General features: G+C 47.9%; 19 protein-coding genes. 7 read left to right on the forward strand and 12 right to left on the reverse strand.

Translation table 11 applies throughout. From position 1 onward, the window contains the following. Positions 1-69: 69 nt before the first annotated feature. Complete coding sequence (locus NKT06_RS29575) at positions 70-2,382, reverse strand: helicase C-terminal domain-containing protein (RefSeq protein ID WP_253441625.1); 2,313 nt, start codon at positions 2,380-2,382, stop codon at positions 70-72. 368 nt (positions 2,383-2,750) lie between these two features. On the opposite strand from NKT06_RS29575, the gene NKT06_RS31805 reads away from it, so the two are divergent. Both NKT06_RS31805 and NKT06_RS29585 read left to right on the forward strand, forming a co-directional pair. Next, the gene (locus tag NKT06_RS31805) at positions 2,751-3,248 is read left to right on the forward strand and encodes an antibiotic biosynthesis monooxygenase family protein (protein WP_301290215.1); all 498 of its coding nucleotides are present in this window, start codon (positions 2,751-2,753) and stop codon (positions 3,246-3,248) included. A 170-nt stretch (positions 3,249-3,418) separates the two neighbouring features. Further along, positions 3,419-5,401, forward strand: coding sequence for an LTA synthase family protein (locus tag NKT06_RS29585; protein ID WP_253441627.1), 1,983 nt, complete (start codon positions 3,419-3,421; stop codon positions 5,399-5,401). A 93-nt stretch (positions 5,402-5,494) separates the two neighbouring features. On the opposite strand, the gene NKT06_RS29590 is transcribed toward NKT06_RS29585, so the two are convergent. From NKT06_RS29590 to cidR, 5 genes are all read right to left on the reverse strand, one after another. Continuing rightward, positions 5,495-6,055 carry a hypothetical protein gene (locus tag NKT06_RS29590; RefSeq protein ID WP_253441629.1) on the reverse strand — a complete coding sequence of 187 codons (561 nt, stop codon included), beginning with the start codon at positions 6,053-6,055 and terminating at the stop codon, positions 5,495-5,497. Positions 6,056-6,210: 155 nt separating this feature from the next. Further along, positions 6,211-6,882: a GNAT family N-acetyltransferase gene (locus tag NKT06_RS29595; RefSeq protein ID WP_253441631.1), complete on the reverse strand. Its 672-nt coding sequence runs from the start codon at positions 6,880-6,882 to the stop codon at positions 6,211-6,213. A gap of 128 nt (positions 6,883-7,010) precedes the next feature. Beyond that, a complete protein-coding gene (locus tag NKT06_RS29600; RefSeq protein WP_253441633.1) occupies positions 7,011-7,685 on the reverse strand; it encodes a GNAT family N-acetyltransferase in 675 nt (224 codons plus the stop codon). 80 nt (positions 7,686-7,765) lie between these two features. Continuing rightward, positions 7,766-8,623 carry a carbon-nitrogen hydrolase family protein gene (locus tag NKT06_RS29605; RefSeq protein WP_253441635.1) on the reverse strand — a complete coding sequence of 286 codons (858 nt, stop codon included), beginning with the start codon at positions 8,621-8,623 and terminating at the stop codon, positions 7,766-7,768. Positions 8,624-8,734: 111 nt separating this feature from the next. Then, complete coding sequence (cidR, locus tag NKT06_RS29610) at positions 8,735-9,619, reverse strand: cidABC operon transcriptional activator CidR (protein ID WP_074092657.1); 885 nt, start codon at positions 9,617-9,619, stop codon at positions 8,735-8,737. Positions 9,620-9,774: 155 nt separating this feature from the next. Between cidR and NKT06_RS29615 the strand changes: the two genes are divergently transcribed. From NKT06_RS29615 to NKT06_RS29625, 3 genes are all read left to right on the forward strand, one after another. Next, entirely contained in the window at positions 9,775-10,146 is a 372-nt protein-coding gene (locus NKT06_RS29615) for a CidA/LrgA family protein (protein WP_253441637.1), read from the forward strand. After that, a complete protein-coding gene (locus NKT06_RS29620; protein WP_253441640.1) occupies positions 10,143-10,823 on the forward strand; it encodes an LrgB family protein in 681 nt (226 codons plus the stop codon). Before NKT06_RS29615 ends, NKT06_RS29620 begins: the two co-directional genes overlap by 4 nt. A gap of 105 nt (positions 10,824-10,928) precedes the next feature. Continuing rightward, positions 10,929-11,447 carry an AbrB/MazE/SpoVT family DNA-binding domain-containing protein gene (locus tag NKT06_RS29625; RefSeq protein ID WP_253441641.1) on the forward strand — a complete coding sequence of 173 codons (519 nt, stop codon included), beginning with the start codon at positions 10,929-10,931 and terminating at the stop codon, positions 11,445-11,447. 192 nt (positions 11,448-11,639) lie between these two features. Here the strand turns inward: NKT06_RS29625 and NKT06_RS29630 are convergent, their stop codons facing one another. After that, entirely contained in the window at positions 11,640-12,020 is a 381-nt protein-coding gene (locus tag NKT06_RS29630; protein WP_253441642.1) for a DoxX family protein, read from the reverse strand. A gap of 430 nt (positions 12,021-12,450) precedes the next feature. Here NKT06_RS29630 and NKT06_RS29635 point away from each other — a divergent pair, with 430 nt between their 5' ends. Then, a complete protein-coding gene (locus NKT06_RS29635) occupies positions 12,451-12,750 on the forward strand; it encodes a winged helix-turn-helix transcriptional regulator (protein ID WP_026081419.1) in 300 nt (99 codons plus the stop codon). 108 nt (positions 12,751-12,858) lie between these two features. On the opposite strand, the gene NKT06_RS29640 is transcribed toward NKT06_RS29635, so the two are convergent. The 5 genes from NKT06_RS29640 to NKT06_RS29660 all read right to left on the reverse strand — a co-directional run bounded on the left by NKT06_RS29640 (position 12,859) and on the right by NKT06_RS29660 (position 19,041). Continuing rightward, the gene (locus NKT06_RS29640; protein WP_253441643.1) at positions 12,859-13,863 is read right to left on the reverse strand and encodes a Gfo/Idh/MocA family protein; all 1,005 of its coding nucleotides are present in this window, start codon (positions 13,861-13,863) and stop codon (positions 12,859-12,861) included. A 68-nt stretch (positions 13,864-13,931) separates the two neighbouring features. After that, positions 13,932-15,590, reverse strand: a complete 1,659-nt coding sequence (locus NKT06_RS29645; RefSeq protein ID WP_301290216.1) for a glycerol-3-phosphate dehydrogenase/oxidase — start codon at positions 15,588-15,590, stop codon at positions 13,932-13,934. Positions 15,591-15,990: 400 nt separating this feature from the next. Then, positions 15,991-17,478 (reverse strand): glycerol kinase GlpK, encoded by a 1,488-nt coding sequence (gene glpK, locus NKT06_RS29650; RefSeq protein WP_253441644.1) that lies wholly within the window; start codon positions 17,476-17,478, stop codon positions 15,991-15,993. Positions 17,479-17,506: 28 nt separating this feature from the next. Next, complete coding sequence (locus tag NKT06_RS29655) at positions 17,507-18,076, reverse strand: glycerol-3-phosphate responsive antiterminator (RefSeq protein ID WP_253441645.1); 570 nt, start codon at positions 18,074-18,076, stop codon at positions 17,507-17,509. 197 nt (positions 18,077-18,273) lie between these two features. Further along, positions 18,274-19,041 (reverse strand): GTP cyclohydrolase II, encoded by a 768-nt coding sequence (locus NKT06_RS29660; protein ID WP_253441646.1) that lies wholly within the window; start codon positions 19,039-19,041, stop codon positions 18,274-18,276. Positions 19,042-19,364: 323 nt separating this feature from the next. On the opposite strand from NKT06_RS29660, the gene NKT06_RS29665 reads away from it, so the two are divergent. Then, the gene (locus NKT06_RS29665; protein ID WP_253441647.1) at positions 19,365-20,639 is read left to right on the forward strand and encodes an ABC transporter substrate-binding protein; all 1,275 of its coding nucleotides are present in this window, start codon (positions 19,365-19,367) and stop codon (positions 20,637-20,639) included. Positions 20,640-20,678 lie beyond the last annotated feature (39 nt).

A 20,678-nucleotide genomic window follows, 5' to 3' on the forward strand; every position in this document is an offset into this window, starting at 1 on the left:
GAAAAAAATGTTAAACTCCTTGGTTCCGCATTTGCCTGATTCCATTGGAACTGCTCTGAAGATGCAATATCAGATTCGCTTATAGTCCTGCCACTCCTCGGGCAGCAGGGAACGGTACGGTTCTTGGATAAAACGATCGTCCACCAGCACCAACACGCCCTTGTCTTCTTCCGTTCGAATCAGCCGTCCACCCGCCTGCAGCACCTTATTCATCCCTGGGAAAATATAAGCGTAATTAAATCCGTTGCGTCCTGTACGATCATAATAATCACGTAATACGTTGTTCTCCAGACCAATCTGCGGCAGCCCCGCACCTACCACCACGACGCCATTCAAGCGGTCTCCCGGCAGATCGACACCCTCCGAGAATACACCACCCATGACGGCAAATACCAATCGTGTTCGTTCAGGGTTGGGTTGGAATCCATCCAGAAACTGCTCCCGTTCCAGCTCGTTCATGCCCTGCTTCTGTATGACCGTATCCGCTTCACATGGAAGCTGTGCATAGGTTTCATAGATCTCGCGCATATAAGGGTAAGACGGGAAGAACACCATCAGATTGCTGTTCGGCCACTCGCTTACCAGCTGTTGCAGCATCTCCGCAATGGGTCGCCGGGATTGCTCCCGGTCTTTATAACGCACAGATAAGGGCATGAGTCTCACATCCAACTGTTCACGCTGAAATGGTGAGGGAATCTGCAATGTATAATCTTCTTCCTCTGCACCCAGCATATCCCGATAATAGCGAAGAGGTGACAAGGTTGCCGAGAAATGAATGAGGGAGCGGAATCCTTTGGCTGTCTGACGAAGCAGTACCGAAGGATCGAGGCAGAATAACTTCACTCGCACTTCACTTCGAACGCACTCTGCATACGTGATGAAACGTTCATCATACAGCTTGGCAATACGCAGAAAATTCTGTGCCGTAAAGTAAGCATCCAGCAGCAGCTGATCCGTCTCGGCATTGCCCGAACCACCTTCAACGAGACATTGCTCCGCAACCATGACAAAAGGCTCCAACCGTTCAATCAGTTCCTCCGGTGCCTCCTGTTGAATGATCTTTCCTTCTTCTCCACCGTTCTTCCGAAGGGTAATCAGATACTTATCAATGGCCCCGGTGTAGTCAACAATGGCTTTGGCAACAGGCACACTGCTGCCCAGCGACTCGAACTCCCTTTTCACATCCAGGAACACTGCCTTCTCCAGCTCCGCGGAAAACATCGTTCGGCCACGATCGACCAGATTATGAGCCTCATCCACCAGTAACACCGTCTTGCGCTTCTGTTCTTCCAACATTCTTTTCAGAGAAATACGCGGATCAAAAATATAGTTATAATCGCAGATCACCGCATCGGCTGCATATGCCGCATCCAGGGAAAACTCAAACGGACACACCCGATGTTTGCGAGCATACTGCTCGATGACCGGACGTGTCATCAACGTCTCATGTTCCAGCATGTCCAGCACGGCCCCGTTAATACGGTCATAATATCCTTCACACATGCCGCATTGCCCCGTATCACAAGCTTCTTCTTCCTTAAAACAAATCTTATCCTTCGCGGTCAGACTGATCACATGCATCTTCAATCCTTCCGATTGCATCCGGGCAAAAGCTTCCTCTGCCGCCACCCGTGTCGTTGTCCTCGCAGTCAGATAGAACAATCGGCTCGCTTCGCCTTCGCCAATTGCTTTGACCGTTGGGAACAGCACGGACATGGTTTTACCGATGCCAGTTGGTGCTTTGGCCATCAATCCCTGACCCTCACGAATCGTCTTGTATACGGCACCTGCCAGCTTTCGTTGTCCCTCCCTGTATTTGCGAAAAGGAAACGGCAGCTCTTTCACACTGATATCACGCTCTTCTTCATATGCAGCGATCATCTCTGCATACGGCGCATAACCGGCAATCACTTCTGCCGCAAACTGCTCCAGTTCCTGCCTTTCTGCCATTCGGCGAAATCGCCTTTCTTCATGGTTTACCGAATGCACATACGTCAGCTGTACTTGCATACGTGGTTCATCATGCTGAACGGCGTACATATAGGCATACATCATGGCCTGCGCCCAGTGTACTGGAAGACCCTCTCCCAGATCATCCAGATTACCCGCAGTCGATTTGATCTCATCCACCGTCAATTGACCCTCCAACCGGATAAGGCCATCACATCGCCCTTCCACCACATAGGTCAGATCCCCATGTTGGATCTCAGTTTCGAGCACAATCTCTTTTAAATCCTCTTCGGTATACTCCTTCTGTACCCTCTGATGAATTCGAGTTCCCTCCTGCATCGAGGCATTGGTCCGGAACCCTGGACGTATGCTGCCACTGCGGTACACATACTCCACCAAAGGTCTAACCGATATCCGAATTGTTGTTGTCATACGATCACCCGTTCTGTTTGTAGTGATTATACTTTATCATGAAAAGACGTGCTCAAACCAGTTGAACCGCTGATTGGACTCGCTGATTTTCATATGCTATCTTGAGTTATATAAGTTGAACTAGTTGATGTTACACTTGCCACTCCGATGACAGAACAACCTTCCGAGCACTGTTATCCCCAGATTTTTTTTGATCCAAGTTTAATGGGAAAATCCAGTGATAGCCTATGCTTCCGATGTAGCTTTCTTACAGAAAGCTTCAGGCGCACGCTTCGCTTCTTCAGGTTATTTCTGTCCTCTGCGTTCTCGTGTAAACGTATAGTTTAACTTACATGGATTGTATGTATTTATATAAGGAGGCAGCTTCTATGTATATCTATTTGGTTCCTTCACCGATTCCGGATGCACTTGCTGCGTACCCGCATCTCACTTTGCGAAGCGAAGAGCATGTGCGTCTGGCTATTGAATCCGCAGAACGCCTGATGAATATCGAGTCTGATGATAAAGTAGCCGCATATGAAGCTTTCGATGCCGCAGGCTCCTGGACTGGCGGTGGTTACGCTGTTCTGAACAATATCCCTGTTACAGAGGATGGTCGTCACGATTTTGAAGAACGATTTAAGAACCGTGCCCGCAAGGTAGAAGATGAGCCTGGTTTTGTCGGTATTCGTGTGCTTCGTCCTCTCAAGGATGATACGTATGTTGTACTTACACTCTGGCAATCCGAAGAACATTTCAAAGGATGGCAGGAATCCCAAGCCTATAGCCACGCTCACCGAAACCGCAGTACAAGCGAAGGGCTGACTGCACAGAAGCCCACCATGTTCCCCAGACCTTCTTACGTCACAACGTACACGATAGAATAACGGAATGGGTCGCATCTGGCTTTTATCGCAGTAACCCATGTCTTTACACACCTCTTCCTGCGTGGAAGAGGTTTTTTGCCGTCCATTGTTGAAGGCTTTCATTTTTGACACAGCCATGCTGAGATAGGATAATACTTGTTAAATGAAACTTCGGAAGGGAAGGCGGTACCTTGTCACGCAGTTCACTCACCCGATTTCTAAGCGGACCTTTTATATTCTTTACCATCATCATGATGATCAAAAGCTCACTGGCCTGGATCGTTATCTTCGATGACATCCCTATCTGGAAACCTCTGCTGACCGAATTGCCGCTCATCTGGATCGGCTTCTGTCTAATTGAGTGGTTTGCTGCCAAGCGGCGAATGTGGATATACCTTGCCATGAATTTGCTGCTCTCAGGGATTTTCTTTGCAGCCATCATGTACTACAAATATTACGGTGTAATCGTTAACTATCACGCGCTGGCACAGGTGAATCAGGTGACTTCGGTCAAGAGCAGCATGTTCTCTTTGCTTGATCCCTATTATTTGTTTATTTTTGCAGACGTACTGATCACTGGGGGGATACTCGTTCGTCGTCGGATCAAACTCGGGAGTACGGAACGCCCGAATCGCATTCCGCTTGAACGACGTGCCAGAAGACGGGTTGCTTCGGTCATTCTGATCTTGTCCATGATCCTGTGCATGCTTAACATTTATCCCAATCGGGCCAGCATGAGTGAGCTTACACAAGCAGAACAGATGGGCATCCTCGGTTACGAGGCATATACCATCCTGGATCGACCTGATGAACTTGTGCCCATTGCTCACATTGATCAGGCTGCCATCCACCAACTGAAGCAAACGACTCAACTTCCTGCGATTGTGGAGCAGGGTGCAGCCAGCGGACGCAACGTGATCATGCTCCAGTTGGAATCTTTTCAGAACTTTCTGATTGGATTAGAGGTGGATGGACAGGAGATCACGCCCAACCTGAATGAATTGGCTAGACAGAACCTGTATTTTCCAAACTTTTATCAGCAAGTCGGACAAGGAAATACATCAGATGCAGAATTTGTTGTGAATACATCGTTCTACACCCCACCGAACGGGGCAGCAACGACTGTATATGCGGATAAAGCTCTGCCGAGTCTACCCAAGTTAATGGCAGCGAACGGATATCAGACAGCCACATTCCATACAAATGATGTTCGATTCTGGAATCGGGATCAGTTATACAAGGCACTTGGATTCGACCAGTATTATGATATTGATTATTTCGGCACACAGGATTCTATCGCCTTCTCGGCCTCGGATGAAGTACTATATTCCAAAACACTGGATAAGCTGGAGTCCATGCAGTCTTCGGGCAATCCCTTCTATGCCCATATCATCTCCATGTCAGCCCACCACCCGTACACTTTGCCCGAAAACAAGGTGAAGCTGACGCTGCCTGAGCGTTACAAAGATACGTTGCCCGGTGATTATCTGATAGCGCAGCATTATGCAGATCAGGCGGTTGGACAGTTGATTGCAGGACTGAAGGAACGGGGATTATGGGGAAATAGCCTGCTCGTCCTGTATGGGGATCACCTGGGGCTCCCCATCTATTCACTGGATCGGGAAGACAAAGTCGTCATGAAAGAGTTGTATGGTCGGGACTACACATCAGCAGATATGATTAATATTCCGCTCATAATCTCGGCCCCGGGCGTTACCCCGAGTGTGCAACTGGAACAGATCGGAGGTCAGGTGGACATTCTGCCAACGATTGCAGGACTCACCGGCGTATCATTGGAGGACCAATTACACTTCGGACAGGATTTGCTGCGTGAAGGTGGGAATCTTCTACCCGAACGATATTACCTTCCTTCCGGGTCCGTGCTTAACGATGCTTCTCTCTTCATTCCGGCGAAAGGATACGGGGATGGAACGCATTATTCCCTAGCTGATGCGGGTAGACAGGATGCCGGGCAACAGCAGATGGATGTTCCTTCAGAAGAGAACCCTCAGATTTCGGCCGACAATGTACCTCCAGCAATAGTTACATCCAATAACAGTGAAGTTTCTTCTTCACGGTTTATAACCAAGGAACAGTATGATCGAGCATTGGACCTTGCACACTTGTCCAATAGTTATTTGAGCCAGCTACCAGATCGAATGGCTACACAATAATTGAATCTTTTCACTCGAACTCATCCATGCGGCGACCTTCCTCTTTATCACAGAGAAAACGGTCGCTATTTTTTTGCAAAAGCAGACAGTGGCCTATCCATTCGTAAGCAGACCATCAAAGAGCCAGTTGCCTTCCTCGGAACGAATGAAATATAGATCCAATGCACCGTTTCCATCAGACCATACTGTAGCCATATGTAAAATGACACGATCTGAATCCAGCGGATTAAATCCCCGATACTCCAGATTATTCAGGCTAACGTTTTGCAGAAAAGGTACTTCGTAACCCCCCTGATCCAGTTTCGAAATAATGATATTGTTCTGCTTCGATATTTCTATGTTCGGAGAAGACACCGATTCAAGATATGCATAGTCTTTAGATTGCATCGCCGCCATCAGTTTAAACGTAATGTTCAGCGTTTCTCTTAAACTTTCTACTTCTTCCTGCTCTTTTGCGTTTTTTTCATCTTTTTCCTTCTGGTTGTTCCGCACCTGCTCCTTCAGCAGTTCGTTTTCCTTCTGAACTTGTTCGGTATCTATGGCATCCTTGCGTTCCCTCTGCTGTACATCTGGTAGTGAAGCATCGTCACTTGAAGTGCAGGCTGTTAAAAATAAAGCGAACATCGATATGAACAAGATTCTGCTTTTTCTCATCTAATCCCCTCCTTAAATAAAAATGAAAATAAACATATATCTTCCATATTAATGGTAACATATCCCATGCAAATAAAAAGAGTATCTCGTTTGTTCTGAAAAATAAACCAAAAAGACCCGAACCCTGTTAGTCCAGGCTCGGGTCTTTCATATGATTACAACGGCAGTAACGCAACCGACTTGCGAGCAGTCAATTGCTCTACCATGGCAAGCCATTCCTGCGGTTTGTTCGGTAACACCGCATAATATCGATTCAGGAAATCAGCCACCAGGCTTGCTGGTAGTTCACCAAGCGACTCATTACCTGGCATGAAGCACAGATCCAATCCGCCAACTGCTTCACCGTCACCTTGCCAAGATGGATGAACATATGGGAAGTCCAGACGCTGGTACCCTAGATGGGACAATACTTCGCGACGCACATACGGGTCCATCGGCTTGATCCCGCCAAATTCGTGATCCTGACTCAGATAAGGGTTATAGATTTCGGCAAACATGCCGAACAATTCTTTCCCGTTTGCCGCAGCCAGCTTCTGCAGATCACGCTTGCGGTGATTCGCCAGGAAACTGCCGATGCCCAGACCTTCACGCCCAATAATCGTAAAGTCCGTCATGGCTACATTCCAATCCTCGTAATAACGGTACTCTGTCGCGCCAACGACTTGTCCCTCATGCACAGCCACGAATACCCGAATACCCGGATCTTCCAATGGTTCTGCCCAGAGCGGGAAGTCCAGCACTTCTTCCCTCGGGAAAATCTCCTGCATCAGCTTGTGCATCTGGGCAAACAATGGATCGTTAATGGATGTAATACGCGTGAATTCCATGGATAAATGCCTCCTTGATATGAATGTATATTTTAATCATTCGTGTATATAACTCGTTCAAAATTGGGTTTGATCTGTAATGGTGATCGCTATAATTTTTGCGGCTTGAAAGCTCAAGGAAGCAAATCTTATCGAAATGGATTCCGCCACTCCATCAAGGCAGCATAATTACACGACTCTTCATCGTCCAGATAATCTGCGGTTACGCCTACGGGCATGCGGCCACAACGAAGCAAGAACGATATCACCGGGTCACGCTTCTCTCCCGCGGATACTTGGTCCAGATATTCCTGTGCAGACAGTTGGTCTGCAACCAGATGATAACCCGGCATTCTACCGGCACCTAGTAACCGGTCCATACCCTGTGCAATCACCAGGTGGTACATCGCCTGCATCATAAGCTGAGCCAGTCCCCACTTGCGGTACTTCGGACGAACACAGAGATCAACAATATACAGCGTGTTGCCATCCGACTGGTGGTTACGAATATAGCCGTCATCCGTTACTTCGGCCCAGGTATGACTCGCCGGATGTGCAGGGTCCCACTGCATCCGCAGCGAAGTCATCGATCCGGCCAATTCTCCATCCAATTCAATGCAGATGGCCCCTTCCGGGTAATGCTGCACATGACTGTTGAGCTGCTCGTGACTCCAGAGCAGCTCTTCCGGATAAGGAGGAGGGAAACTCTCCGCCTGAATGCGAATGAGTTCCTCAAAGTCGGCTGCAATATAATTGCGGACGACTGCCTTTACCCTTTTACCATTCCGCTCCGGGTCGGTGATCAGCATTTCTTTCGTATACATGTTGCCGGATCGCCCCTTTCCACTGACAAATGAATTCTGATAAATGTTCCGATGTCCTGTTCGTTTATAAATGGCGTTGCCTACTCCCAATCGGTATACAGATCAGTTCGGCGGTCACGCCAGGTCGTTACCGATCCACGTTCACGCACCTCATATAATAAGTCCAGATCCAGATCGGCGGTCACAATCATATCGTTGTTAATCTCACCCTCGGCCAGAATGCCACGTGGCGGGAATGGGATATCATTCGGCGTAATGATTGCAGCTTGTCCATAGTTGGCACGCATGAAGTCAACCGTCGGCAAGTTACCCACCGTTCCGGTTAACACCACATATACCTGATTCTCCACCGCGCGGGCATGACTCGTATAACGCACACGATAGAATCCGTGACGATCGTCCGTGCAGGAAGGACAGAAGATCACGTCAGCACCTTTGGCTTTGGCCATGCGCACAATTTCCGGGAATTCAATGTCGTAACAGGTCAGCATGGCAATACGGCCTTTATCGGTGTCGAACACCTCAAGTCCATCTCCGGGAGCCATGTTCCATTCCTGTACTTCGGTTGGCGTAATGTGAATCTTGTCTTGGCGCACGATGCGACCATCCGGGTAGAACATGTGGGCTGTATTATATAGCTTCCCTTCACGGCGAATGACGTGGGTTCCCCCGATGACGTGCATGCCGTACTTGGCAGCAAGTGACATGAACAGTTGTTCATATTGTTCCGTAAAGTTCGGCAGATCTTCAATGGTCAATGCATTGCCTTGTTTGTCCCCAATGGACATTAATTGCGTTGTGAAAAATTCCGGGAACAGCACAAATTCAGTTCCGTATTCACTCGCTGTCCGTATGTAATGCTCAGCCTGAGCGGCGAACTGCTCAAACGAGCTGATTGTGTGCAATTGGTATTGTACAGCGGATACCCGTAGTTTCATATTCGTACACCTCCACCATTATTATGCTTCCATTGTAACAACGATCCGGGGTCAACAAAAGAGTATTTACACTGGGCAATACAATGACAGAACAACCTCCCGATCGCTTCCTTACTCACCCAACATCGACTGTGTGAATCCAATCCACTCTCTCGTGGCAAAAGACAGATAACGGTCCTTCCGCCAGATCATGCCGAGCTGCCATGGAATCACCGGTTCCACCACGGGTATAATGCGCACGCGCATGTGATCCACCTCACGACAGATCGTTTCCGGTAGTAAGGCTACACCCAGATTGGCGGCAACCATCGCGCTGAGCAGATCCCACTGAGAGCTCTCATATACCACACGGGGCTGGAATCCCGCATGCTGACAAGCCACAATAATCCGGTCATGCAACGCAAAATCCTCCCGAAAGAGTACAAAGGCGTCGTTTTCCAGTTCATGCAGCGCAACCGCTTCTTTCCCCGCAAGTGGATGTGAGGGATGTACGAGCAGGTTTAGCTTCTCTTTGACAAACACAAAATGATCCAACAGCTCATCCACGGTTGGCAGTACTGCAACGCCAATATCCAGAGCACCACTGATCACATCCGCCTCCACTTTTTTGGCACCATCCTCAAATAGCTGAATGGTCACCTGCGGGTAGGCTTTGTGAAATTCACCAATGATCATGGGGAAAAAGCTGGACCCCACCATCGGCGGCAAGCCAATCCGCAGATGCCCTTTCTTCAAGTTCATCAGATCGTCCAATTCGGATGACAGACTGCGGAATGATTTTTCGATCTCAAGCGCCTGCCGGAAAAACACATGGCCTGCATCAGTTAGTTCCACCTTTTTGCCATAACGGTCCAGTAGCGTGATCCCCAATTCCTCTTCAAGACTCTTGACCGTCTTGCTGATGGTCGGCTGGGTGATATACAGAACCTCGGCGGCTTTGGTGAAGCTCTGCTGCCGGGCAACTTCCAGAAAATATTGCAAATGGCGGATATCCATCGGTTGATCCCCACCTCTCATAGACAAATGGAATAATAAACATTCTTAATATGCATTTTACTCATGAAAGAATGCCATGTAAAATTTATGATATCAAATGATTCATTTTCATAATAACTCAAATGATTACGTTGATTATATAAGGAGGGATTGAAGTGAAAAAATGGGGCCTTGGTATTTCACAGGTTGCGCTCTTAATGGTTTTTTCACTGCTTATGGACCTGCTGGCCCGTACTATCCATCTTCCTGTACCGGGTTCGATTCTCGGTATGGTTGTGCTATTCATTCTGCTTCAGACTCGTGTCGTGAAGCTACGCTGGATTGAAGTTGGAGCTGCATGGCTGCTCGGTGAGCTATTATTATTTTTCATCCCGTCAGCCGTTGGCATCATGAACTATATGCCCATGCTGGAGCATGACGGACTGCAGATTTTATTCATCGTACTACTTAGTACTTTCCTGGTCATGTCCTGCACAGGCCTGGTGGCTACACGAATTGCCAAACGAAAGGAGCGTCACACTGGATGATTGGATTTCTCTGCTTGTTGTTAACCGTTGGGATCTATGGGGTAGCCAAACGAATGTATCGTAATCTGCCGAAAGTGTATCTGTCTCCGTTGCTCATTACGCCGCTTCTTGTCGTTGGCATATTGCTCGCAACGGGAACGGATTATACCACGTATAGTAGTGGTGGCAAATGGCTGAGTCTGCTTCTTCAACCGGCCACCGTGGCTTTTGCCGTACCGCTCTACACCTTTTTCCATGTACTCAAAAAACATATTTCCGAGATTGTCTTCAGTGTCATGACAGGCTCGGTGGTTGCGGTGCTGTCTTCGGCCCTGCTTGCCAAATGGCTGCAACTGGATTCAGGACTGATCCATAGCTTGATCCCGCGTTCCATTACAACTCCAATTGCGATGAACGTATCCGCAACGATTGGGGGAATTCCGGCAATTACCGCAGTTTTTGTTATTATGACCGGCCTGCTCGGGGTGATTATGGGACCTTCTATCGTCAAGATGCTGCGCATCGATGGGGAGATTGCACGAGGCACACTGTTTGGAACCGGTGCCCATGGCACAGGGACATCCAAGGCGTTTGAACTGAGTTCCCTGACAGGTACCATCTCTAGCATCTCCATGGTGCTCGCTGCATTATTCACTTTAGCCGTTGCACCTATCCTTTCCAAACTTATTTTCCCATAATAGATGGAATTATCCCACTTTTTTGAAATATTATTGTTGTATTAAAGCCCTTTCTTCCTTACAATAAGGACAGGTTTTAATTGTGAATATTGCGGGGGAGATGCGATGAAAAGAACCGGAATGAAGAGATCTCTGGACCGTCTTGGACGAATTGTCCTTCCCAAAGAAATGCGGGATACGATGGAAATCCATATCGGCGATCCGCTTGAGTTTTTCATTGAAGGGAAAGAGTTGATTTTAAGAAAGTACAAATCAACATTATGTATTTTTTGCGGTGATGTAGACACGGAAATGTATTTCAAAGAACAATTCATCTGCCGGACTTGTGCAATTCAATTAAAACACCCGGATGACTCTCCCGACTGGTTCGTACCTCAGAACAAACAGGCTCCTGCACCCGTGGAGCGTCCTGCTACCAAATCCGCCCCTGTCTCATCTCCCGCTAGGGAAGAAGGGACCACAGCTGACAACCAAGAATACCCGGACCTGCGGCCAAAGACGGCACGCATGCTGCAACAGATGAAAGAAATTGTTGAACAGAATCCTGGTTTGGCTCAACAGCAAATTGCGGAAAAGCTTGGCATTAGCCAAGGACGCGTCTCTCAATTAAAAAAGTTACTATAATCAAAATGGCATTTGATCATTTATAGTCAGAAGACCTTCCAATTTAGGAAGTCCCGCTGCAAGAGAACCCGTTGTTTTTCGTGGGTTCTTCTTTTTTTATATAAAATCCATTCAACCATAAAAAAGATGACCTATGCTCATCTGCAGCGGCCATCTCATGATATCGTTTCAAATCTTCTATTTATCTCTCACTTATACCTGAATCGCATCCATCTGGCCTTCTTCTTCCGCTTCCAATCTGCGCATGCCCACAATCAGGACAATAATGTTAGCTACCAACAACACAGCCGGGAATGGAACCGCAGCATATTGTGCATAGATTAGATGACTTCCCACGGCTCCAATTAGAATGAATGTCAGTATGCCAGAAGCCAGGATACGAGTCCGTGGAATCAGCAGCCCGACTGCACTAAGCAATTCGGCAGCGCCGAGCAGATACATGGTCCATGTTGGATAAGAGAAACTCTCGAATGTCTGAATCATCATGTCTGCTCCACTAATTTTATTAACCCCCGTGATGACAAACACACCTGCAAGCACAACCAAAAAAATATAACCCAAAATTTTGTTCATATGTAGATCCTCCTGTGACAAATTATATGTTCCTACTATGTAATGATTATTTTTGCTGTACATTGTAAAAAAAGAATCTATGTAAAAGTTCCCACAGGGTCACTCTGTTTTCAACCGTTCAGCCCAGTTCAATTTTCAAAATAGTACGCGTTCATATTATACGTATTATTTATCACCAACTTACTTTTATGAAGTTAGTATATAATAATAATATAATTTCTTCAAGTAATTTTTCACCGTATGATGTATAATACATACAAAAGGTATGTTACAGTATATTTTGTAGTAACCCTCATTTCATTTACTTGAATGTTCTACCATTCCAAGAGTGGCCGAAACCATGTCCTTTCATATACAACTGCGTAGAAAATGATCTTGAATCGAGGTGAATACGTTGAAACTGAGAAAAGCAAAAGCACCAAGTCCCTGTATGATCACTCAGGCGATAGACATCATAGGCAAGAAATGGGTACTGTTAATCATGTACCAACTGTTGTCCGGACCCAAACGGTTCACGGAGCTTGAAGCAGAGATGGCGATCAGTGGACGACTTTTATCGGAGAGATTGAAGGAAATGGAGACGGAAGGTATCGTAACCCGGCATATGTTTCCGGAGATTCCTCCTCGTGTAGAGTATGAATTAACACCCAAAGGTAGAGCGATTGAACCTGTCATTGATCAGATCTACAGCTGGTCTTCCGACTGGTTGAAACAACAGAAATCCGAGTAATGTGAATTGCCGTTCCATTCATCTCCACTCGACACAAATACGCCTGAATCAGGCTGATCTGCCGATCAGTTTCCGATTCAGGCGTATTTATATTACGTTCAACTTTGATTAATGAGAGAGATGCTTTGAGGGCTGAAGCTTGACAGGCAGACCGGAATCAGCCGATGCCAACGCCGCTGTCGTAATCTCCTGTGTACGGCAGGCATCCGCATAATCGGACAGGATTCGTGAACGGTCCCCGGTACGCAGGGCATGAATGAACGCTTCATTCTCACGCTCGTATGGATTAGGTCCTGCAGAAATCTCCAGGCCTGCCATCGCATGTGTTGCGGCACTTGGCAGAAGCAAACGTTCTGGTGTCCAGTCCCACACACCTGCATCCGTGTAGAATTGAAGCCCTGCGCCGCCCTCCCCGTCTGGCAACAGACAGGTATTGGCGATGCTTGCAATCGCTCCACTTTCCAGCTTGAGTGTCACATTCGCCACATCAGCAACGCTGACATGCTCATGTTTCTCATGCATGCTTCGCTGAGCTGCTACAGCATATACCTCCGTAACTTCTCCTGCACAATACCGAAGCAAGTCTACAATATGTGTAGTCTGCTCTACGAATTGTCCTCCAGAACCGTCCTGACGCCGCCACCAGGCAACCCCTGGCATTCCGCCCATCCAGCGGCCAAGAGCCATGCCGACCGTCTGTTCTTTCATCGCTTGTTGCAGTACTTGAGCAGCCTCCTGATAACGGAAATGGTATCCGACAGAGGTTAACAATCCGCTCTTTTGCACCTGATCCAACACCTGACGCGGCACGTCCATTCCGGTGCTCAAAGGTTTCTCCACCAGGAATGGAATACCGCGGCGGATTAATTCGGACTCTATCGATCCGTGAGACATCGGAGGCACACAGATATACACCGCATCCAGCTTCTCACCATCCAGCATATGTTCAAGTTCCCCGTAACCAACAGCATCATAGACAGAGGCCATAGCCTCTGCCTTTTCCAACGTTGTTCCACAGACACTCGCGACACGAACACCTTCCATCCGTGCGAGAATATCCGCGTGCACCTTACTGAACCAGCCTGTTCCAATGATTCCGATCTGTAATGTCATGGATGTAATCCCCTCTCTATGTTACACGCTTACATGTTCCATTCGACTCTCGATCTTGAAATCCTGCCTCAGATTTTGCCGGATGCTTCCAGCAACAGCTGATCCAGTTCCTGTGTATGTTTAACCTCTTCCTCTTCAGACCAGTTCAAACGACCTGCCATATACGAGATAACCGCTGTTTTATAGCGACGAACTTCATCAATACGGAAGAATAAATCACCTGTTCTTCGTACCAAAAAATCAGACGGAGTTACAGCCATCTCTTCATCAATCGCGTAACTTAACATCAACAATAGCTCCTGTGGCATGCCATGAAGCTCGGACTTGGTGCGTGGATCGGGCATTCGCTCATATAGTGCCTCCACATTGGAACCATACGTGCGGACCAGTCGCTCCGCAGCAGGTCGAGCAAGTCCCAAGGCAACACCATCCTTGATCTTGCGCTCCGCGTACGATACAAATCCAGCCGAACCCCCTACGTCACCGCCAGAGATGGGCATCTTTTTTGTTACACAAGGGCCTATGGGATGTCCACTCTCCTGCTCCATCTGGCGTGCGACCAGATCAACGACCATCTCTGCCATTTTACGGTATCCGGTTAACTTGCCCCCGGCAATCGTAATCAGATTGGAATCAGAGACCCAGACTTCATCTTTACGTGAAATTTCGGAAGGATTCTTGCCTTCCTCATGAATGAGTGGACGCACACCCGCCCATCCTGATTCCACGTCCTCGGTACCAATGTGCACATCTGGAAACATGCCATTGATTGCATCAATCACATAATCGCGATCCGAGTCGGAAATTTGCGGGTGTGCAGGATCGTCCTGATATACGGTGTCGGTTGTTCCGACATAGGTTTTGCCATCACGTGGGACTGCAAACACCATTCGACCATCTGGTGTATCAAAATAGACGGCCTGCCTCAATGGGAATCGTTCACCATCAAAGACCAAATGAATGCCTTTGGTCATCTGGAGCGTTTTACCCTGGCGTGAGCCATCCAATTCCCGCAGACCGTCCACCCATGGACCGGAAGCGTTGATCACCTTGCTTGCTTTCAGCGTATAGGTCTGCCCATCGATCTGATCCATGGCCTGAATACCTGTAATTTGGCCATCCTCCTTCAGGAAACCTATCGCCTTGACGTAGTTCACTGCCTGTGCCCCACGTTTGACAGCTTCTTTCAACACTTCAATGGTGAGCCTGGCATCGTCAGTGCGATACTCCACATAGAGTCCACCACCCAACAATCCCTGTTTGCGTAATAAAGGTTCACTATCTGACACCGCTCCAGCATTCAACATTTGGCGTCGTTCACTGCGCTTCACCCCGGCGAGCCGATCATACACCATCAGTCCAATGGATGTGCTGAATCGGCCGAACGTACCTGCCGTATAGATCGGTAACAACATCGGTTCCGGTGTTGTCACATGTGGCCCATTCTCATAAACGACAGCCCGCTCCCGTCCTACCTCAGCAACCATTTTCACTTCATATTGCTTCAGATAACGTAATCCGCCATGGACAAGTTTGGTCGAACGACTGGATGTACCTGCTGCAAAATCCTGCATTTCTACAAGCGCTGTCTTCAATCCGCGTGAAACGGCATCCAATGCAATCCCTGCGCCTGTAATCCCCCCGCCAATAATCAATATGTCAAAATGTGCATTCATCATGCTTTGCAAATATTCGGTCCGGTATGCTGACGAGAACGTATTTGTCATTCTTGAACCTCCCATTGATTCCTTAGTGTTTCCGTAAAAAAACAAAAAAAAGGACCACGTCATTCGCTCAGCAATTGCTGAGCGGCACGTGGTCCCTCCCGATCTCCAGACATCATTTTTTAACTTGTGCCTTTATCCTATCACAGATTTTTCACGGCGTGAAGTCCTGAAATGACACATTATTCAAAAAATATTCAAAAACTCGTTCTGCCAAAGGATGGAATTTTAAATTAATCCACTAACCTTGTTTTTTTCCTTATAGTGGGTATATGTTTTGGCTACTCCAGGAAGAATAACCCTGTAAATCATGCATCATTTTCCACCAGTAAATATCATTTATAACATATGTTTAGTTAAAAAGTACAAATACCCACACCAAGGAATATTCATTTCATTTCTTTTATTTAAAAGCCATCGCTGCGTTCACTGCGCGTTTCCAGCCTGCATACAGTTCTGTCCGTTGTTGCTCAGCCATAACAGGCTGGAAGACACGCTCCGTATTTTCATGATCGGTCAATTCATCCGCACTCGTCCAATATCCAACCGCCAATCCTGCCAGATAAGCCGCACCCAATGCCGTCGTTTCATTCACCGTTGGGCGTTCGACAGGAATGCCCAGAATATCACTCTGAAATTGCATAAGAAAATCATTGGCCGCCGCTCCTCCATCCACGCGCAGAGCATGCACGGGAATACCCGAGTCGGATTCCATGGCCTCCAGTACATCTTTGGTCTGATACGCCAACGCCTCAAGCGTAGCACGGATAAAGTGTTCCTTCGTCGTACCTCGGGTCAGGCCAAACACCGCACCCTTAACCTCACTATCCCAATACGGACTGCCCAGTCCCACAAAAGCAGGTACCATATATACGCCGTCCGTTGAAGGCACGCGTGAGGCGTAGTCCTCACTGTCTTTGGATGATCGCAGCATCCTTAATCCGTCACGCAGCCACTGAACCGCTGAACCTGCAACAAAAATACTGCCTTCAAGCGCATATTCAACCTTGCCATTCATCCCCCAAGCAATGGTCGTAATCAGTCCGTGATCGGATTGCACCGGGTTCTCTCCTGTATTCATGAGCATGAAACATCCGGTACCATATGTATTTTTCATACTGCCCTTGGTGTAACAGCCCTGACCAAACATCGCTGCCTGCTGATCTCCTGCCGCTCCCGCAATCGGAATCCGATGACCGAAGAAATGATAGTCTGTCGTGTGTGCATACACCTCGGATGAACCTCGCACTTCTGGCAGCATGGCCTTAGGAATGTCGAGTATCTCCAATAATTCGTCATCCCATTGCAGATCATAGATGTTATACATCAGGGTGCGTGAGGCATTGGATATATCCGTGACATGTGTCCCCCCGCTTAGTTTCCAGATCAGCCAGCTATCAATCGTGCCAAACAGTAATTCACCCTTCTCTGCCCGCTCCCGGGCACCAGGGACATGATCCAGAATCCATTTGACCTTCGTTCCCGAGAAGTACGGATCGATCAGTAGTCCTGTTTTGCGGCGGAAAAGGTCCCCGAGACCTTGCATCTTCAATTCATCACAGATATCTGCAGTCTGTCTGGACTGCCATACCACTGCATTATAGATCGGTCTGCCTGTTTCTGAGTCCCATACCACCACAGTCTCCCGCTGATTGGTAATTCCAATTCCCGCAATCTGAACCGGTTTGATGCCGCTCTCTGCCAGACATGAAGCCATCACGGCAAGAATGGAACTCCAGATTTCATTGGCATTCTGCTCTACCCAGCCCGGCTTGGGGAAATACTGGGGGAATTCCTGCTGTGCAATGTGCACGATCTCTCCATCACGGTTAAACAGAATAGCTCGGGAGCTTGTCGTTCCCTGATCCAGAGCCAATATATACTTTTCCATACAGATAACCTCCTGTTGTGGGTTCTTTTTACGGTGTAAGCGATTTCTCAAAGTGTCGGATCAGATCTGCATTGGATGTGGTCACTGCCGTAGCCCCGACGCCAAGCGCAAGTTCAACCTCTTCCGGTGATCGAATCAATCCCCCTGCAATAATAGGGATACCGGTACGCACAGACACTTCCGCAATAATATGCGGAATGACGCCAGGTAGTACTTCAATATAATCAGGTTGAGTTTTGGCCAGCAACAGATAACTTTTCTCCAGAGCATGAGTGTCCAGCAGAAAAATACGCTGAATAGCCATAATGCCCTTCTGCTTCGCTTTCTGAATGACACTTGCACGTGTAGAGATTAGTCCTGCCGGACGAATGTGCTGACACAGATACTCTGCCGCATACTCATCATTCTTCAATCCCTGTACCAGATCTGCATGCAAAAGTATCTTTTTGTCATATCGCCGCGCCTCGTCCATCACACTCTGAAGCTGTGCAATATGGGTTTCCAGCATCACCCCATAGGTATAAGGGCCTTCAATCATCGCTTCAAACTGCTTCATGCTCTTCGCAGCTGGCAATATACGTTGTCCCTCAAATGGCACCTTCGTTCCTCCCGCATTCATCAGATGCCTATATTGTATAATCCGTCCAGTGAGAACGGCAAGCCATTCCGTAAATCAGGAAAATCTGGTTGCTTGCCGGGTATCAAGATCACACCAAAAAGCCGTTGCTGTATTTCTCCTTAATGGAGAGTACAACAACGGCTACCCAGTTAATCGTGCCCTTTAATGAATCATCATTAAGCCTGTGCATGCGGAAGCAGCGTCTCTGCCCCGGCCCAGCCATCATTTTCTGCCAAGTGACCGGAACGGTTCACTTTGGTCTGCAGATATTTTTCATTGAACGCAGAGCGGTCTCCCCACAGCGGGACACGTCCGCCCACATTCAATCCCGCTTCCTGCAAGGCAGCCAGCTTCCGCGGATTATTGGTAATCAATGTTACCGGTGCGGAGCGAAGCGCACGCAACACTGCAATTGCATCGTCATAATTACGAGCATCGTCCGTAAATCCAAGCTGCAAGTTCGCATCTACCGTATCCAGACCTTCTTCTTGCAAAATGTACGCCATCGCTTTGCTGAACAGACCGATGCCACGTCCCTCATGGTTCGCAAGATAGAACAGGGCACCTGCTCCGTGAGCAGCGATCATTTTCATGGATTGCTCCAACTGGAAACCGCAATCACAGCGTTTGCTGCCAAAGATGTCGCCTGTATGACAGATGCTGTGCATCCGAATTAATGCTTCTTGTGCGTCGGCAAAATCGCCATAGACCAGAACACTGGATTGTTGACGCTCTGCCAGTTCAGCAGCAGCTAGGGATTCAATTAACTCGCCGCTCTCCATCGCTTTGTCCGATTTCATCCAGCTATACCACTGAAATGTCTTGGTCTCCCCATCGAGGTTAACCGGAAGCTTGATCGGTCCCACCAGGTATATAAACTCTTTTCCACTCGGAAAAGTCTGAATTTTGGGGGCAAGCAGTTGAATAATATGTGAATTGATCATTGTCGTTCCTCCTGTTTAGGCCAACTTGTCTGTTGATTGATTCGCATCCAGAGCGAAAATGGATCACTCGGATATTATATAGTACGTATCTATATTATTCTCATCATCATTAGTTACTTTATGTAAGTTAGTTTAGAATAAAAATTATAATGTGTCAAGTAACTTTTATTTTTAAAGTAACTACCCAATTTATGTTACGCAATGGACACAAATATGTGTTTCATTTCAGGAATATTGGGTATGAGTTTATAAACTGCTCATACACTAAAGTTGTAGTCCAAAGCACTTCATGCCTCGAACTTAACGATGAGGGGGTAATACACATGATCCGCCGGAAAAGAACATGCTGGACAGCCATACTGATGGTCTGCGTCCTGCTCATAAGCGGATGCTCCATCTGGCCCGGACAGGACGATTCAGCGAACAACAAAAAGGTAACGCTTACATTATGGTACTGGAACCGTTCCATTGATGATAAGTTGATTGCCAGGGCTAAAGAAAAGTTCCCCAATATCGAACTGACAGCTCAGAAAATCGGCGGTGATTTCAAAGCAAAACTCAAAACAACACTCGCTGCACGCTCAGGTGAGCCAGACATTGTGGCACTGAACGACTGGATCATGGAGCTATTCCCCAGTGAGGACCGTTTCTATAATCTGTATGATCTCGGCGCAGGAGATATTGAAGACCAATATCTGCCGTGGAAATGGAAGCAAGGCGTTACGCCAAATGGACAGATGATCGGATTCCCCATGGATACGGGACCGACAGCCCTCTTCTACCGAGAAGATCTTTTCAAGGAGGCCGGATTGCCATCTGATCCTGAAGACGTTACACGTCAGATGAACAGCTGGGATGCCTATGCTGCTGCCGGAGAAAAGATCAAGGAAAAATTCGGTGGAAAGGTGTTTCTGACCGACAATATTGCAACCGTTTACAATCAGGTCTTATCGCAGTCTGCGGAGCGTTATTTCCGCCCGGATGGGTCCTTTATCGGTATGGATTCCCCTACTGTGCGCAAGAGCTGGGATACGGCCGTTGCCTTTAAAGAGAAAGGCCTGCTTGCCAATGCAGATGGCTGGACTCCGGGCTGGAACGCAGCGATGAATAACGGTGAAGTCGCCTCGTTCGTGGGTGCTGTCTGGATGAAGCAAGTCCTTCAGGAAGCTGCCCCGGATACATCCGGGAAGTGGCGGGTGGCTCGGGCTCCGGGAGGGGATGGCAACAACGGGGGATCATTCCTGTCTATCCTGAAGTCGAGTGAACATCCTCAGGAAGCTTTTGAACTGGTTCGCTGGCTGCAAAGTCCCGAGAATCAGTTGGAGCAATATCAGACATTGAACCTGTTCCCTTCCGCACCAGGTGTATTTGACGACCCTGCCATGAAAGAGAAGGAACCCTTCTTCGGCGGGCAGGCGACCGGTCCTGTATTTGCCGAATCGGCACAGCAAGTGCCGGATGCTTTTTTTGGTGAAAGATACCCCTCTGTACACAACATTATTACGCGAAGGCTGAATGATATCGCGAAGCAAAATGCCAATCCACAGCAGGTTTGGACGGATACGGTACACCGCGTTGAGCGGGAATTGCAGCGGTGAGTATAGATTACAGCGTTATCCTGATTACTGGTCCTGGTT

This window comes from Paenibacillus sp. 1781tsa1 (assembly GCF_024159265.1).
In the GTDB taxonomy this organism is placed as follows: domain Bacteria; phylum Bacillota; class Bacilli; order Paenibacillales; family Paenibacillaceae; genus Paenibacillus.

Coding starts and splice junctions, on each gene's coding strand:
- cidR (WP_074092657.1), bottom strand. CDS start 9,619: ATGGATATCCGCCATTTGCAATATTTTCTGGAAGTTGCCCGGCAGCAG.
- NKT06_RS29635 (WP_026081419.1), top strand. CDS start 12,451: ATGATCACTCAGGCGATAGACATCATAGGCAAGAAATGGGTACTGTTA.
- NKT06_RS29575 (WP_253441625.1), bottom strand. CDS start 2,382: ATGACAACAACAATTCGGATATCGGTTAGACCTTTGGTGGAGTATGTG.
- NKT06_RS29600 (WP_253441633.1), bottom strand. CDS start 7,685: ATGTATACGAAAGAAATGCTGATCACCGACCCGGAGCGGAATGGTAAA.
- glpK (WP_253441644.1), bottom strand. CDS start 17,478: ATGGAAAAGTATATATTGGCTCTGGATCAGGGAACGACAAGCTCCCGA.
- NKT06_RS29660 (WP_253441646.1), bottom strand. CDS start 19,041: ATGATCAATTCACATATTATTCAACTGCTTGCCCCCAAAATTCAGACT.
- NKT06_RS29640 (WP_253441643.1), bottom strand. CDS start 13,863: ATGACATTACAGATCGGAATCATTGGAACAGGCTGGTTCAGTAAGGTG.
- NKT06_RS29645 (WP_301290216.1), bottom strand. CDS start 15,590: ATGACAAATACGTTCTCGTCAGCATACCGGACCGAATATTTGCAAAGC.
- NKT06_RS29590 (WP_253441629.1), bottom strand. CDS start 6,055: ATGAGAAAAAGCAGAATCTTGTTCATATCGATGTTCGCTTTATTTTTA.
- NKT06_RS29630 (WP_253441642.1), bottom strand. CDS start 12,020: ATGAACAAAATTTTGGGTTATATTTTTTTGGTTGTGCTTGCAGGTGTG.
- NKT06_RS29595 (WP_253441631.1), bottom strand. CDS start 6,882: ATGGAATTCACGCGTATTACATCCATTAACGATCCATTGTTTGCCCAG.
- NKT06_RS29665 (WP_253441647.1), top strand. CDS start 19,365: ATGATCCGCCGGAAAAGAACATGCTGGACAGCCATACTGATGGTCTGC.
- NKT06_RS29605 (WP_253441635.1), bottom strand. CDS start 8,623: ATGAAACTACGGGTATCCGCTGTACAATACCAATTGCACACAATCAGC.
- NKT06_RS29620 (WP_253441640.1), top strand. CDS start 10,143: ATGATTGGATTTCTCTGCTTGTTGTTAACCGTTGGGATCTATGGGGTA.
- NKT06_RS29625 (WP_253441641.1), top strand. CDS start 10,929: ATGAAAAGAACCGGAATGAAGAGATCTCTGGACCGTCTTGGACGAATT.
- NKT06_RS31805 (WP_301290215.1), top strand. CDS start 2,751: ATGTATATCTATTTGGTTCCTTCACCGATTCCGGATGCACTTGCTGCG.